This window comes from Chitinophaga sp., assembly GCF_019236475.1.
Lineage (GTDB): Bacteria > Bacteroidota > Bacteroidia > Chitinophagales > Chitinophagaceae > Chitinophaga.
Map to the genome: position 1 here is coordinate 449,957 of NZ_JAFAIX010000013.1, position 15,082 is coordinate 465,038.

The 15,082-nt window shown below is 45.1% G+C and carries 10 protein-coding genes; 3 read left to right on the plus strand and 7 right to left on the minus strand.

Annotation, left to right across the window (positions count from 1 at the left end; translation table 11 throughout):
* The first annotated feature begins 75 nt into the window (after positions 1–75).
* On the plus strand, positions 76–297 hold the full coding sequence (locus JO154_RS23865; protein ID WP_012794455.1) for a DUF2795 domain-containing protein: 222 nt from the start codon (positions 76–78) through the stop codon (positions 295–297).
* 464 nt (positions 298–761) lie between these two features.
* On the opposite strand, the gene JO154_RS23870 is transcribed toward JO154_RS23865, so the two are convergent.
* The 5 genes from JO154_RS23870 to JO154_RS23890 form a co-directional block, all read right to left on the minus strand.
* Entirely contained in the window at positions 762–1,574 is an 813-nt protein-coding gene (locus JO154_RS23870; protein WP_291950773.1) for an SDR family oxidoreductase, read from the minus strand.
* Between the two features lie 62 nt (positions 1,575–1,636).
* A complete protein-coding gene (recN, locus tag JO154_RS23875) occupies positions 1,637–3,283 on the minus strand; it encodes a DNA repair protein RecN (protein ID WP_291950777.1) in 1,647 nt (548 codons plus the stop codon).
* Positions 3,284–3,327: 44 nt separating this feature from the next.
* Positions 3,328–4,815: a hypothetical protein gene (locus JO154_RS23880; RefSeq protein ID WP_291950780.1), complete on the minus strand. Its 1,488-nt coding sequence runs from the start codon at positions 4,813–4,815 to the stop codon at positions 3,328–3,330.
* A gap of 253 nt (positions 4,816–5,068) precedes the next feature.
* Positions 5,069–5,821, minus strand: coding sequence for a C4-type zinc ribbon domain-containing protein (locus tag JO154_RS23885; protein ID WP_291950783.1), 753 nt, complete (start codon positions 5,819–5,821; stop codon positions 5,069–5,071).
* A 3-nt stretch (positions 5,822–5,824) separates the two neighbouring features.
* Positions 5,825–6,919, minus strand: a complete 1,095-nt coding sequence (locus JO154_RS23890) for a Nif3-like dinuclear metal center hexameric protein (protein ID WP_291950785.1) — start codon at positions 6,917–6,919, stop codon at positions 5,825–5,827.
* 60 nt (positions 6,920–6,979) lie between these two features.
* On the opposite strand from JO154_RS23890, the gene JO154_RS23895 reads away from it, so the two are divergent.
* Positions 6,980–8,476: a carboxypeptidase M32 gene (locus JO154_RS23895; protein WP_291950788.1), complete on the plus strand. Its 1,497-nt coding sequence runs from the start codon at positions 6,980–6,982 to the stop codon at positions 8,474–8,476.
* A gap of 154 nt (positions 8,477–8,630) precedes the next feature.
* On the opposite strand, the gene JO154_RS23900 is transcribed toward JO154_RS23895, so the two are convergent.
* On the minus strand, positions 8,631–9,314 hold the full coding sequence (locus tag JO154_RS23900) for a rhodanese-like domain-containing protein (RefSeq protein ID WP_291950791.1): 684 nt from the start codon (positions 9,312–9,314) through the stop codon (positions 8,631–8,633).
* Between the two features lie 6 nt (positions 9,315–9,320).
* Complete coding sequence (locus JO154_RS23905; RefSeq protein ID WP_291950794.1) at positions 9,321–9,893, minus strand: methyltransferase domain-containing protein; 573 nt, start codon at positions 9,891–9,893, stop codon at positions 9,321–9,323.
* 128 nt (positions 9,894–10,021) lie between these two features.
* On the opposite strand from JO154_RS23905, the gene JO154_RS23910 reads away from it, so the two are divergent.
* On the plus strand, positions 10,022–14,917 hold the full coding sequence (locus JO154_RS23910; protein ID WP_291950797.1) for a PKD domain-containing protein: 4,896 nt from the start codon (positions 10,022–10,024) through the stop codon (positions 14,915–14,917).
* Positions 14,918–15,082 lie beyond the last annotated feature (165 nt).

A 15,082-nucleotide genomic window follows, 5' to 3' on the forward strand; every position in this document is an offset into this window, starting at 1 on the left:
AAAATAGTAAAAGTTGTTTATTTCAAATTAATGAATACTTTTGCGAAAAATTAAAAAAGTAAAAATTTTAATAAGATGTACTGGACATTAGAATTAGCTTCATACCTGGAGGATGCTCCATGGCCAGCTACGAAAGACGAACTCATTGACTACGCAATCCGCTCCGGTGCACCGATTGAAGTGATTGAGAACCTGCAGGAGCTGGAGGATGAGGGAGAGATTTACGAAGGTATTGAGGATATCTGGTCCGATTACCCGTCGCAGGACGACTTCTTCTTTAACGAAGATGAATATTAATCAGATAATCCGTTGTTACTTAGGCTCCTGAGCATCCTATGCCGAAAGTATTATAGCCGTACCACCTCGGTGGAACGGCTATTTTTTTAGCTGTCATCTCCCAATAATATTCTTAATCGCCAGCTTCAGCTACGCAGTGCGTAGCCAATTCCCGCTTGCCAGTGCAGCGTCAGTGCCTAACCGGCCTGTATTCGCCAGCTCCAAAACGCAGTTCGATCATTCGCCATCTTAACAACACAATCTTCGCTTGCCAGCGAAGCGTCACCGCGCGCAGCGCGGAACTGCGCAAGTTGACAGCAAAGCTGTCAACTTATAACTCCCCGCATATGATTTATAAATCGACATCTTCGATGTCGATTTTGTCTGTTCCGCCCTGCGGGCGGTGGCGCTACGCTAGTTAGATTAATAAAAAAGGCGATACCGATTGGTATCGCCTTTTTCTATATTGATCTTGTAAATCCTTACTATTTCTCCATCTGAGCAACCACACCAGCAGAAATACCAGTGTAAGAGAAACCACCATCGTGATAGAGGTTCTGCATAGTCACCATTTTGGTCAGATCTGAGAACAGGGTAACTGCGTAATCAGCACATTGATCAGCAGAAGCATTACCCAGTGGGCTCATTTCTTCAGCATAGCGCATGAAACCATCGAAGCCTTGTACGCCGCTACCAGCAGTTGTTTTAACTGGCGACTGAGAAATGGTATTGATACGTACTTTTTTGTGTACGCCATAGTGGTAACCAAAGCTACGTGCAATAGACTGCAACAGCGCTTTAGCATCTGCCATTTCACCGTAATCAGGGAATACGCGTTCTGCAGCGATGTAAGACAGCGCAATTACAGAAGACCATTCGTTCAGTGCATCCAGTTTATAAGCTGTTTGCAGCACGCGGTGTAAAGAAATAGCAGAGATATCGAATGTTTTGTGGTTAAAGTCGTAATCCAGGTCGGTATAGCTTCTTCCTTTACGAATGTTCATACCCATAGCTACAGAGTGCAGTATGAAATCGATCTTACCGCCAAAATGCTCCATAGATTTAGTGAACAGGTTGTTCAGATCATCCATGTTGGTCACATCAGCAGGAATAACCGGCGCATTGCAGGTATCCGCCAGCTTTTTAATTTCACCCATGCGAAGGGCAATAGGGGCATTGGTAAGCACGATTTCAGCGCCTTCTTCCACACAACGAAGTGCAGTTCTCCAAGCGATAGACTTTTCATCTAATGCGCCAAAGATGATACCTTTTTTCCCTTTTAATAAGTTATGAGCCATTTGGTCAAAAATTAATTTCGGCAAAAATAGTCGTTATAGTTGAAAAAAGCTATTTGATTTCTTTAGCGGACCATTTCCCTTGCATTTTCAAGGGCAGCGGCCGTAGGCTTCTCTCCGCTCAACATTTGAGCAATCTTGTTGACCCGTTCTTCCAACGTCAGCAGACGTACGCTGGTACGTACTTTTTCAGCGGCGGCATCCTTATACACGAAGTAGTGAGCATCTGCCTTTCCTGCGATCTGCGGCTGGTGCGTAATGCAAATGATCTGGTGATCTAGGGCAAGGTCTTTCAGGATAATACCCACCTGCTTGGCGGCTTCGCCAGAAATACCTGTATCTATTTCGTCGAATATTAATGTAGGGAGATGAACAGACTGCGCTACCAATGATTTTACACACAGCATGATACGGGACAACTCACCGCCGGAGGCCACTTTGCCTACTGGCGCAAACTGGTTGCTTTTGTTCGCATCAAAGAGTAGATCTATTGTATCCTGCCCATGTGCATTCAGTTCGCCGGTAACAATATCCACCTTCATGCGCGCATTAGGCATACCCACTTGCGACAGCAATTCATTTACTTTTCTTTCAAAAGGCACTGCCGCTTCTTTACGTGCCATCGTGATCGTTTCCGCCATTTGCAGTAATTGTTCTTGCAAACGCACCTGTTCCGCTTCCAACGCAGCTAATTGATCATCTAGATTGAGTACGCCAGCTACTTTTTGTTCCAGGTTATCTCGGATTTCCAACAGTTCAGTGGTGGTTTGTACCCCGTGTTTCTTAAAGAAACGGTAGCCTTGTGCGAGTCTTTCATTTACCTGCTCAATACGGGCTCCATCATACTGTACCTGATCGCTCAGGCGGTCAATATCTCCGGTAATATCTTGGAGTTCCACGTAGGCTGATTGCATTCGTTCAGCCACTGCCGGTACATCCTTATGGAAGTTGGATATTGCTAGAAGGGAGGATTGAATCTGTTTCAACTGTTGCAGGATAGGCTGTTCGTCTTCCTTCAGTTGAAAATATACGCGGGAGAGTGTGTTTTTAATCTCTTCTGCGTGACTCAGTACCTGTAATTCCCCATCCAGGTCTTCAATTTCATTTTCTTTAAAATCCGCTTCCAGCAGCTCATCCAGCAGGAATTTATTATAATCTAATTCCTTGTTGGCTACATCTCTGCTGTCGGACAGTTCTTTATATTTCCGATGTACCTGCTGGTATTGCAGGAACAGTTGTTGGTATTGTTGTAATGCCGATGGCTTGGCGAGGGCATCAATGACTTCTCGTTGAAAATCTGCATTTCCTAGTTCCAGGGTATCGAACTGCTGGTGCAGGTCTACGAGGAACTGGCTAAGGGAAGAAAGTTGGGAGATGTTGACAGGCGTATCATTGACAAAAGCCCTGGATTTGCCGGCAGCGCTGATCTCTCTGCGGATGATCAGTTGATCTTCCACATCCAGTTCATGTTCCTGTAGGAAGTTAGCTACCTGGTTGTTTTTTACCTGGAAGATGCCTTCTACCACGCATTTGTCTTCTTTATTAAACAGCACACCTGGATCTGCTCTTTCGCCGAGGATAAGAGAGAGGGCACCGAGCAGAATGGATTTACCCGCACCGGTTTCACCGGTGATTACGTTCAGGTTCCCGGAGAAATCCACTTCCAGGTGATCGATAATGGCGTAATTCTTAATGATTAAACGCTGTAACATAAGTCAGGATAATAATAAAATAAGCTAACTGCTATACTCCCCGATCAGATGCCGTTTACACGTTGAATCCCGGCTTTGGCACGTGCGTCGAGGGAGTTCTTATAATCGTGGCCTCTCATATCCAGGCATCGCTGATAACACTGGATAGCTTTGGCTTTCTCGTTTCTTTTCTCAAAGATGTATCCCATTTGGAGGGAAGCTCTGGCAGCGTAATATTCCGGCCTGTTGGCTCCCACCTTCACGGTTACATCATACATCTGAATGGCCTTGTCGTCCTGGCCAGTTTCATCGTATATGCGTCCCAGTCGGTAAGCATATTCCAGTTTCTCTTCAATACCTGCAAAATCGGCCGCTTTCTTTGTCAGTAATAACTTCAATGCCTCATTGAAATAGCCGCCATCACTCAGTAGCCGTACTCTCAACAAGAATGGATTGGGCCATTTGCCGCTTTCCGCCTCTTTCAGCGCCTGTTTATCCGCATCTGTTTCTGTTCCGCCACGTTTGAAAATCAATTCTCGGTATTTGTTTGCGGCGGCCTGGTTACCCTCCAAATAGTAGTACCAACTGAGTCTTTGCAAACATTCCTTCACATAAAACTTCCCTTTGAAGTTATTCACAAAACGCTCCAGGTAAACATGCGCATCTGGATCCAACCTTGTCAGTTTCAGTAACCCATATACGTAGTTGTAATACTGAATATCCGCATAATCCTCCGAAGTATTTCTTTCCTGCAACACTTTCAGCCCTACCGCTGCCTTTTGGTTATTCAGGGCCAGATTGGCCACCATCAAAGCGAAGAGGTAATTATTTTTGGTATCCAGTTGTTTGCGGTTAAGGAACTGCCAAGTATCTTCCGGTTTATTCACTACGAACAACATGAGATAGCAGTAAAAGTAATAGGATTCCTCTCTGAACAGTTTTGCCTCTGGAGCATTACTTTCTACGAAAGCATTTACATTCTCCATTCCTTCCTTGATACTGCCTTTCAGGCCCAGGATATTCGTGATCCACTTATATCCCTCCGGAATAGTACCGAATACCGTTTGCATGGTCCCCAACAACAATTTGTTGGGAATGAAATTTGGAAAGCGGCGCTGGTTCTCTTTCAGCATCATATAAGCTTTCCTGATTTCCCAGGTGGCATCCCATTTTTCGTTGAACTTCACTTTTACCAGTGCCCAATGAAACTTGATAGCCGCCTGTGTATACAGGTAATACGGTGAATCCGCAGACCCTTCTGACATTTTTTCCAACCGGAAAGACCGCAAACTTCTCTTGCGGGAGTATTCCGATGCATCCTCATTGAAAAACAGGGGGAAAAAATCCGCATAATCTTCCAAAAAATAAGGCATCAGATTATCTGGATGTTCCTTCTTCTCTTCTTCCAATAAGGATTTACCTGCGTCCAACCGGAGCTGCATGATAGCGTCATAAGCCTGTTCACACCGGGTGTTAAAGTCATAAACCTTTTGCCTTGCACTAACACTGAAGGCTACACTAAGTAGCAAAATGAATGAAACTACGATTCGCATACTGACAAAATTCCTGAAATTAAAGCCAATCTCAAATTAACAATCTACAATTTTCAAAGTTGCCTTATTCCAGCGAATTTCCTGCCACAAATAAAAAGAACTAATACGCATCGTATATGCGTGGAGGTTCATGAAAGCAAAACTAATATTTTTAGTAATATGAAACTAATTTTATTAGCTTGCTTTTAATAAAAAAGGCCTTTGCCGCATACGGCAAAGGCCTTTAATTAGTTTATGCCCGAGGCATTGTCAGTTAGATAGTCACAGACGCTTCCAGGTCATTGTCTACCAGGATACGACCACAGTGCTCACACACGATGATTTTCTTATGCTGACGGATTTCAGCCTGACGTTGAGGAGGAATCGCGTTAAAGCAACCACCGCAAGAATCACGAACAATGGTAACCACTGCCAGACCATTACGATAGTTTTTACGGATTTTCTCATATGCAGCCAGCAGACGAGGATCTACTTTAGAACGAGCTTCATCACTCTCTTTTTCAAAACCTTTTTCTTCTTTCTCAGTTTCTGCAATGATCTTTTCCAGCTCACCTTTCTTGTGCTTCAGGTTCGCTTCTTTATCACTTACAGCTCTTTTAGCGCCTTCCAGCACACGGCTCTTATCCTTTATCTCTTCGTTTGCATCCTTGATGTGCTTTTCAGCCAACTTGATTTCAAGGTTCTGCATTTCCACCTCTTTGGTAATCGCCTCAAACTCGCGGTTATTCTTCACATTGTCCTGCTGCTTCTCATATTTCTTGATCAGCGCCTCTGCTTCCTTAATAGCCGCTTTCTTGTTGGAAACGAAATCCTGGATACCCTTGATCTCATTCTCGATGTGTGACTGACGGGTATTCAATCCTTCGATCTCATCCTCCAGGTCCTTTACCTCAATCGGCAACTCCCCTTTCAGCACCTGGATCTCATCCAGCTTGGAATCAATCTTCTGCAATCTGAGTACAGACGCTAATTTTTCTTCAACGGAGTATTCTTTTACGGTAGCCATGTATTATAAATAATTTACCGGGTTTGTTTTAATCGTAGATTTAAGAGGCGCAAAATTACGGAATTTTTCAGTCAATATATGATAAAATAATTCCACTGTAAACTGCTCGCTCTCAAAATGTCCGATATCTGCTATAATTACTTGATTATCAGCATCAAAAAATTCATGATATTTAAAATCTGAGGATATGTAGACATCTGCCCCCGCACCAATGGCACGCTTCAGCAGAAAACTCCCCGCTCCTCCACATAACGCAATCTTTTTCACCGACTTACCCCTCAATGGCGTGTATTTCACACAACCAGTCCCAAACTGCTCCTTCACATAACGTAAAAATTGCATCTCTTCCATCTCCTCCGGCAACTCCCCTATCAGCCCCGATCCTACTTCCTGGTAAGCATTATCCAACGCTACCACATCATAAGCCACTTCCTCATAAGGATGACTGCTCAATAAGGCGGAAATCACCCGACCTTCCAAATATAACGGAAAAATCACTTCCAATTTCGTCTCGACTTCAAAATGTCTGCTTCCCTGGGTACCCACATACGGATCCGTCCCCTCTCCAGCCTTAAAAGTACCCTCTCCCTGCCCATTGAAACTGCATTCGCTATATTTCCCTATATGCCCGGCCCCAGCCTCAAACAAGGCAGTACGCACTTTCTCGGCATCTGCAACCGGCACAAATGTGTATAACTTTTTCAATAATCCTTTCTTCGGCTGCAATACCCTGGTTTTTACCAGCCCCAACCGACGGCCCATCTCTGCACAAACACCATCCCGCACATTATCCAGGTTGGTATGCGCCGCATACACGGCTACATCATGTTTGATGGCCTTGATGGCTACCCGCTCTACATAATTGGCGCCAGTAATCTTCTTCAACCCACCAAATACAATGGGATGGTGCGCTACCACCAGGTTACATCCCCTGGCAATGGCTTCATCTATCACCTCTTCGGTGGCATCCAGCGTCAGCAAGACATTGGTGACCTCTCTAGAAGCATCCCCGAATATCAGTCCGGCATTGTCGTAACTCTCCTGGTACTGCAACGGGGCAAAGCTTTCTATCGCCTGGATAATCTCTTTTATCTTCATATGGGTAAAAATTAATGGTTCATTCCGGCCATCACCTACATTTGCAAAAAAACATCAGTTATGCCAGGAAGCAAATCTACAGCAGAACAATATGCGGATTACAAACTAAAGATGCAAAAAATTGCAGATGTTAGAAATGCGATCGCCGTTTTAGGCTGGGACCAAGAAACCTATCTCCCAGAAAAAGGAGCCGGCTTCCGCGGTCAGCAAATTACGACGCTCAGCACAATTGCCCATGAACTGTTCACTTCGGAAGAACTAGGCACACTCCTGCACAAACTGAACGGAGATGCTTCACTGGATTCCGTACAACAAAAAAATATCGCACTCTCCCTGGAAGACTACGAAAAAAATAAAAAATACCCAGCTTCCCTGGTGGCGGAGATCTCCGAAGCTACCAACCAAGCCTATCACGCCTGGATAAAAGCCCGCAAAGCGAACGACTACAAAGTTTTTGAACCAGCCCTCACCCGAATGGTGGAGCTGAAACGTAAAGAAACGGAGATCCTCGGCTACGAAGGACATCCCTACAACGCCCTGGTCAACGAATATGAAAAAGGCGCTAACACGACCATGCTGGATACGATCTTCACGGAAGTGAAAACAGCCCTTTCTCCCCTCCTGGATAAGATTTCCCAGCAAAAGCCTGCCCAACGCGATTTCCTACATCGCCACTACGATCGCGATAAGCAATGGCAACTGGGCATCGATATCTTAAAGGAAATGGGCTACGATATGAAAGCTGGCCGTCAGGATATTTCTGAACACCCTTTCACGACTAGCTTCAATCCACTGGATGTGCGTGTAACTACGCGCATCGATGAAAATGATTTCAGTAACATGACCTGGAGCTGCATCCATGAAGGCGGACACGCATTATACGAACAAGGTCTTCCCCAGGAACAATATGGCCTCCCTTGCGGCGAAGCTGCCAGCCTGGGTATACACGAATCGCAATCCCGCCTATGGGAAAACAATGCCGGCCGTAGTCTCGCTTTCTGGAAATTCCAATATCCACGCCTCCAGCGCAGCTTCCCGGATAATCTCGGTAACGTGTCTCTCCAAGACTTTTACAAAGCCATCAATCATGTGCAGCCATCCCTGATCCGTACGGAAGCAGATGAAATTACTTACCACTTCCACATCATGATCCGCTACGAAATCGAGAAAGGCTTGATCGACGGTAGCATCAGCACAAAAGACCTAAACCATACCTGGAACGATTACTATCGTCAATACCTACACGTAAATGTACCGGATGATGTACAAGGCGTATTGCAAGATATCCACTGGTCGCACGGTAGCTTTGGTTACTTCCCCACCTACTCCCTCGGTAGCTTCTATGCTGCACAGTTCTTCACTACTGCCCAGAAACAAGTGCCTGAACTGGAAGAAGCCATTGCCAATGGTAATTATCAACCGCTGTTAGACTGGCTGCGCAATAATATTCATCCATTCGGAAGGTACTATACTTCCAATGAGCTATGCGAAAAAATCACTGGTAAACCGTTACAGTTCAGCTACTTCCTGGACTACGCGACCAAAAAATTCATATAGGCATGAATGTATGTAAAACACTCTTGCCCGTTGTTCCTGCCCTACGAGCAGGAACAACTAAAAAAACAAAAGCAAAAGATTGACGTCTTCGACGTCAATCTTTTGCTTTTGTCAAAATTTCTTCTCTCTAAATTATTATGTTAATAACTTTTGGTTATTGCATCATCGCTTCTAGCGTTTCTTTGCTTACTACGCCTGTAACACGACCTTTCTCCACACCATCCTTATACATGATGAAAGTAGGCAGTTTCAATGCATTGATATTCTTCATTACATCGGTATCATTTCCCCCATCTACTTTTACAAGTTTCAGTTGCTTATGCTTTGCCAGCAGCTCTTTCAACACCGGCTCCATCTGACGGCAAGGCGGACACCATACTGCGCCTACGTCTGTCAATACCCAACCTGTCTTAATGCTGCTGTTATATGCATCCATTGTCAACTGTTTTTTGGCGATGCCAACTCCTTCCACCGGCAAACCAGCCTGTTTCCAGGCATTAATACCTCCTTCCAAATCCACCACATTGGTAAATCCGTTTTCGCGCATCCATGCCACTGCTTTGGCGCTACGTCCTCCGCCCAAACAATACACATACACAGGCTTTTTCTTGTCCAAGTACTTCACACGCTCCAGGAATTCATCCTGGCGATTATAATCTGCCTGCAAAGCATTGGCTATATGTCCGCTGTTATACTCCCCGGCGGTACGCACATCAAAAACTTGTACGCCTGGTTGCTTAATCTCTTTGGCAAAGGTGGCGGCATCTTCTTTTAACTGCTGCGCATACAGGCTAAAACCCGCCAGCAGCAAGGATGCCATGATAACTATCTTCTTCATGGAATTTTATTTCGGGATAAAGTTAATAAATACCTCACTTCCCTGCCTGGCAGGATGAGAATTATAACAAGGCGCCAACGTTTTTATTTGGTAGTTGGGAGAGAATAATGCCCTATACTCTTCTTCAGTGCCACCAAACGGCGGCCCCGGACGCTCAAATACTCTATCAAACATCACACCTGCCAAATGCCCTCCCGGCGCCAGTAAAGTGAGCATATGACGCGCATAATCTGGACGCATAACAGGTTCCAGGGCGCAGAAAAAGGTCTGCTCCAGGATAATATCATACTGTCCCTTATGTTGGAAAAAATCGCCTTCCAACAATTGGATAGCTGTTCCCATTAATCGACTACGCAGTCGCTCGATAACTATAGGCGCTATATCCAGTACCGTAATATGCTTAAAACCCTGATTCCAAAGATATTCCGCTTCATAGCTGTTACCTCCACCGGGAATGAGTATACGTAGTTCTTTATCCGACAACTGGTCTACATAGGCTTTTAATGGTGGAGACACCATACCCATATCCCAGCCGGTCTGCTCTTGCAGATAGCGGTCATTCCAGTATTTACTATCCATATGCATACACTTGTAAAGATTGCTAATATAGGTCACTACCTTAAAATTCCATGAAAAACTATCGGTGATAGAAGATATAATACGGCTATAATAATTTATGTATTACTTTTATTCAACTTAACATACCTATGATCCGCCCTGACGGGCGCTATGCCATGAGAAACTCTAACCAATTCTGTTCGTTTTGCCTTATATTTTTCCTGATATTGCTTGCTGGGATATCTGGCGTACAGGCACAAAATGTGGTCATCAAAGCTGATAATACCAGCGGCTGCGTTCCCATGCTGGTGAGCTTCAACGCTTCACTAGACCCCGGATACACCAGCTATGAATGGTCTTTCGATCAAGGCTCTACCATCAATAACCTCTTGGCACCCAAGAAAACCTTTGATGTCCCGAAGACCTACCATGTCACTTTTACGGCCAACTATCCATCCGGACCTATTACCAAAAGCCTGGATATTGTGGTACATGATGCACCTAAAGCGCTTTTTACCGGCGCCGTCACACTAGCGTGTCAACATACTACGCTATCTTTCACAGATCAGTCCACCACTCCAGACGGCACTGTTACATCCGTAGAATGGGATATGGGAGATGGTACCTTGCTGAAGGATCTACAAGGAAAAACAGTTACCCACAAATTTGATGCTGCTGGCCAGTACAATGTGTCCAGTATCGTTACCAATAACTGGGGATGCCGCTCCAGCAGTACGCCATTGCCTGTAACTATTCGCACAGCGCCGGAAGAGCCTACATTCGAAGCAGTAAAACCAGGCAGTTGTACAGCTCCCTTTGATGCTACCTTTATCAACAAAACGCCTGACCCCAACAAGGAATTTACGTTTACATACGATTACGGCGACGGCTCTACGGGAACATCACCCAATCATACCTATAAAAATCCAGGAACTTATACGGTTACACTTACTGCTACCAATGGCGATTGTAGCAGTTCCAAAACACTCAAAAATTATATTAACATAGGTAATCTGAAAGCGTCATTTACCTATTCCAACTCCTGCCAAGGCCAACTAGTGGAGTTTACCAATACATCTACACCTACGCCTACTTCTACAATCTGGACATTTCCGGATAATTCCACGCTCAATACGAAAGATGCACAGCATGCTATCGGCAATTCCGGAGATTACGTAGTATTATCCGTTTCCTTAGATGGTTGCTCGGATGTAACCTACATGCCCATCACACTTTACCCTCAACCTACTGATAAAGCATTTGCTACTCCCAATAATACCTGCGCTGTACCTGCTTTTACGCAGTTTCAAATCACCAACAGCAATGCAGTAAGCTGGTCCTGGGATTTTGGTGATGGCAGTCCAACATCTACCGCAACAAATCCGCAGCATAGTTACACTGCCAACGGTGTATATAACGCAAGGGTAACGGCCACCACCGCACAGGGCTGTAAAGCCGTAATTCCTGTTACACTGGATTACTCCCTCCCCAACATGGATATTTACGCCAATAAAATGGAGGGTTGTGTGCCGCTGGATGTACTATTCAGCTCACACCTCACGAGTACCGGTGCTGAGACAGTCGTAAGCTACGCTTGGGATTTTGGCGATGGTACTACAGGTACAGGCCCTTCCCCTGCTCATACCTATACAACGGAAGGTAATTTTGGCGTGACCCTGACCTTCACTACCAGCAACGGATGTAAAGGCACCGCTCACACCCAATTGAAAGCCGGACTCAAACCTGTAGTTGATTTCTCGGCAACACCTCCGGTCGTTTGTGCGAAGGACCCCGTTCAATTTACCAACCTGTCTGTCCCTAGAGGACAATCGTGGCTATGGCATTTCATAACAGATCAGGATGATCCGCGCACACCCGATGATGAACGGTACAGCACAGAACAAAACCCTCTACACTACTTCCGCACGATAGGCAAACAATCAGTAGAATTGGAAGTAAGTAATTACGGTTGTAAAGAGAAATTACTTAAAACAGATATCGTCAATGTAACCTCTCCAGTTGCACAGTGGCGCACTAAAGCCGATTGTGATAAGCCAATGGAGAGAACCTTTGATGACCAATCCCAATGGGATCCAGATCCAACACTTCCTCGTATCCTACAGTGGGATTTCGGTGATGGTACCCCCATCGTTACCACCACCAATCCTACCCACACTTATGCCCAACAAGGCATTTACAAAGTGGCATTGAAGGTGAGCAATAATATCTGTGATAACGAGTTCTCATCGGAAATTTATATCGTTAATCAATCACCGACTATTACCCTCGGCCAACCAGCCGTTTGCATAGGCAAATCACTGACCCTTACAGCAAATATTCCTGAGCCTTCATTACAAGGCGCTACGACTATCGACTGGGGAGATGGTACCACCACTGACACACCTAGCTGGAATGCGCCAATAGAACATATGTACGCCACTCCAGGTGTATACAAAATACAACTGTTTACAACTGACCTGAATCATTGCGATAAACAATCCAATATGGAGGAAGTAACTGTAAACGGTCCTATACCGAGCTTTTCTGTTGCAGGTAAACCTTGCCGAAATTCAGATATCACATTGACAGATAATTCCACCATGAATCCCGGCAATCAACTAGTTAGCTGGAAATGGAATTTTGGAGACAATACGCCAGAAGTGACAATCGGTACTGCTCCTGTGGTGACCACACATCAATACACGAAAGATGGTGGCTATACGATAAAATTGCTGGTAACAGATAAATACAATTGTACGGCTGAAACCACCAACTTCATACAACTGGATAATCATAATGCCAGCTTCACAACTAGTACGGATGAACCATGTGTCAACGACCCGCGGCCTTACTATAACACCTCTAATGGCGCTACCAAATATGCTTGGGATTTCGGGGATGGTACCACCAGCTCACAATCTAATCCCAATAAGGCTTTTACTTCACCTGGCACCTATAATGTAAAACTGCAAATCACTAGTCTGAATGGCTGTGTGGATGAGGCCACACAAAAGATCCGCGTACCAGACCCGAAGGCGGATTTCACCATGCCAGAGGACCTCTTACCTTGTCCCCCTGCGAATGTTACTTTCACCAATACTTCTGTTGACTTCGAACGTTCGAAATGGGAATTTGGCGATGGCACTTCCACGGGTAATAACAATCCCGACGGTCATATCTATGCCAGACCCAACGTGTATGAAATCACGCTAACAGTATTTACCCGCGAAGGATGCAGTAACCAAACCAAAAAGACACTGACAGTAGATGGCCCTGATGGTAAAGCCGCTATAAGCCTGGACCATGGCTGCGCTCCATTTGAACCAAGCCTTACTGCCAATGCGGTAAAAACGGTAAAGTATGCATGGGATTTTGATGATGGTATTGTGGAGACGACTACTACACCAACTTCTCCCCAGCACACTTATCAAAATGCCGGTATCTATACGCCACGCGTCATCCTGACGGATAGTAAAGGCTGTGAAGTACCAGCCATCATTTCCGGAACAATTACTGTTGATAAACCAATCGCTGATTTTGATATCGATAATCTCATTCCCTGCGGCGGTGGTATTATCAAATTCACCAACAAATCTCAATCACTTACCGAAAGTACACTGGGATTACCACTCACCAGTAACTGGGACTTTGGCCAACCGGGCCAGCCTGGAAACAATACCACTTCCAGGAATCCATCATTTAACTACCCTGGCCCTGGCACACATACCATTAAACTGAATATTACTACCGATTATGGTTGTTCTGCGGACATATCTAAAACGGTGACAATACCAGATCAGCCGAAGGCTAGCATTAATCCTATCCCGGATATCTGTGAAGCAGGAACAGTCACCATAAGTGGTAAGGAAACGCTAGGATTGCATAACGTAAAATGGACCTGGAATATAGGTAGCGATATCACCAATAACAATACGACTCCATTTGACTACAATGGCAATCTACCGGGAACAATCCCAGTAAAGTTGACCATCACTAATGCCGACGGAAGCTGCCCCGATATTGCAAACGCACAGATTAACGTACACCCGACGCCGTTATTATCTCCAACGCCGGCGCTAGCGAATGTATGTGCTGGCTCCAGTCTGCAGTTGTCCGCCAATACAGACGCCAATGCCGCTGTACAATGGACCAACTACAAAATCGATAACCCAACATCTCAAACGCCACTAGTTTCACCAGATAAAGACATGACATATACGGTCATTGCCACCAGCCCTTTCGGCTGTAAAATAGAGAAGGCTGTTTCTTTGACCGTTACACAACCATTCACGGTCACTACCAGCAACCATACCACCTGCTTCGGTGGCAGCGTTCAACTGAATGCTACGGGAGCAGATCGTTATACCTGGTCCCCTGCTACTGGATTGAGCAGAACAGATATCCCTAATCCAATCGCCTCTCCACGGATAACTACAGATTACGTGGTGTCTGGTTTCGATAAAACCAACTGCTTTGAAGTGAAGGCGACCGCACATGTAACCATAAACCCGAAACCGCTTGTAGATGCAGGCCCAGACATTGTTCAATCTAATGGCGCCATCATCCCGCTACATGCAAAAGTCAGCGAGGATGTAACAAGTATCAAATGGACGCCAGCAGATAATCTCAGTTGCTCCAATTGCGCCAATCCAACGCTGACACCAAAAGCAGATGCTACCTATTATGTAGAAGTATCTAACGCTTATGGTTGCACGAATATGGATGATATCAATGTCAAACTGGTATGTGATAACGCAAATATCTTCATACCTAATTCCTTCTCTCCCAACAAGGACGGGATGAACGATATTTTTTACATCCGTGGTCGGGGTGCCCAGGAAGTGAAGTCATTGAAGATTTACAACCGATGGGGACAACTGGTTTTTGAACGCTATAACTTTAGCACAGACGACATTTCTAAAGGCTGGGATGGCACACTCAAAGGTCAACCCCTGCCGCCAGATGTATATGTCTACCTTGCGGAAGTAGTCTGCGATAAAGGAGGATTAGGACTGTTAAAAGGCAACATTACATTACTGAGATAAATAAACAATTGATTATCAGCACATCTCCCTGATCCCAGGGAGATGTTGCTTTACAACTGTTACCTCCACCGGGAATGAATATACGTAGTTCCTTTGTAGAGACCGCTAAAGCAAGCCTCCATTTAAAATCACTTTCCCTTCAAAAGATTATGATGCAGCCCTAAA

Bases quoted from the DNA above. Each gene is read 5' to 3' on its own strand.
- JO154_RS23895 (WP_291950788.1), top strand. From the start codon at position 6,980: ATGCCAGGAAGCAAATCTACAGCAGAACAATATGCGGATTACAAACTA.
- recN (WP_291950777.1), bottom strand. From the start codon at position 3,283: ATGTTACAGCGTTTAATCATTAAGAATTACGCCATTATCGATCACCTG.
- JO154_RS23865 (WP_012794455.1), top strand. From the start codon at position 76: ATGTACTGGACATTAGAATTAGCTTCATACCTGGAGGATGCTCCATGG.
- JO154_RS23905 (WP_291950794.1), bottom strand. From the start codon at position 9,893: ATGGATAGTAAATACTGGAATGACCGCTATCTGCAAGAGCAGACCGGC.
- JO154_RS23910 (WP_291950797.1), top strand. From the start codon at position 10,022: ATGATCCGCCCTGACGGGCGCTATGCCATGAGAAACTCTAACCAATTC.
- JO154_RS23890 (WP_291950785.1), bottom strand. From the start codon at position 6,919: ATGAAGATAAAAGAGATTATCCAGGCGATAGAAAGCTTTGCCCCGTTG.
- JO154_RS23885 (WP_291950783.1), bottom strand. From the start codon at position 5,821: ATGGCTACCGTAAAAGAATACTCCGTTGAAGAAAAATTAGCGTCTGTA.
- JO154_RS23900 (WP_291950791.1), bottom strand. From the start codon at position 9,314: ATGAAGAAGATAGTTATCATGGCATCCTTGCTGCTGGCGGGTTTTAGC.
- JO154_RS23870 (WP_291950773.1), bottom strand. From the start codon at position 1,574: ATGGCTCATAACTTATTAAAAGGGAAAAAAGGTATCATCTTTGGCGCA.
- JO154_RS23880 (WP_291950780.1), bottom strand. From the start codon at position 4,815: ATGCGAATCGTAGTTTCATTCATTTTGCTACTTAGTGTAGCCTTCAGT.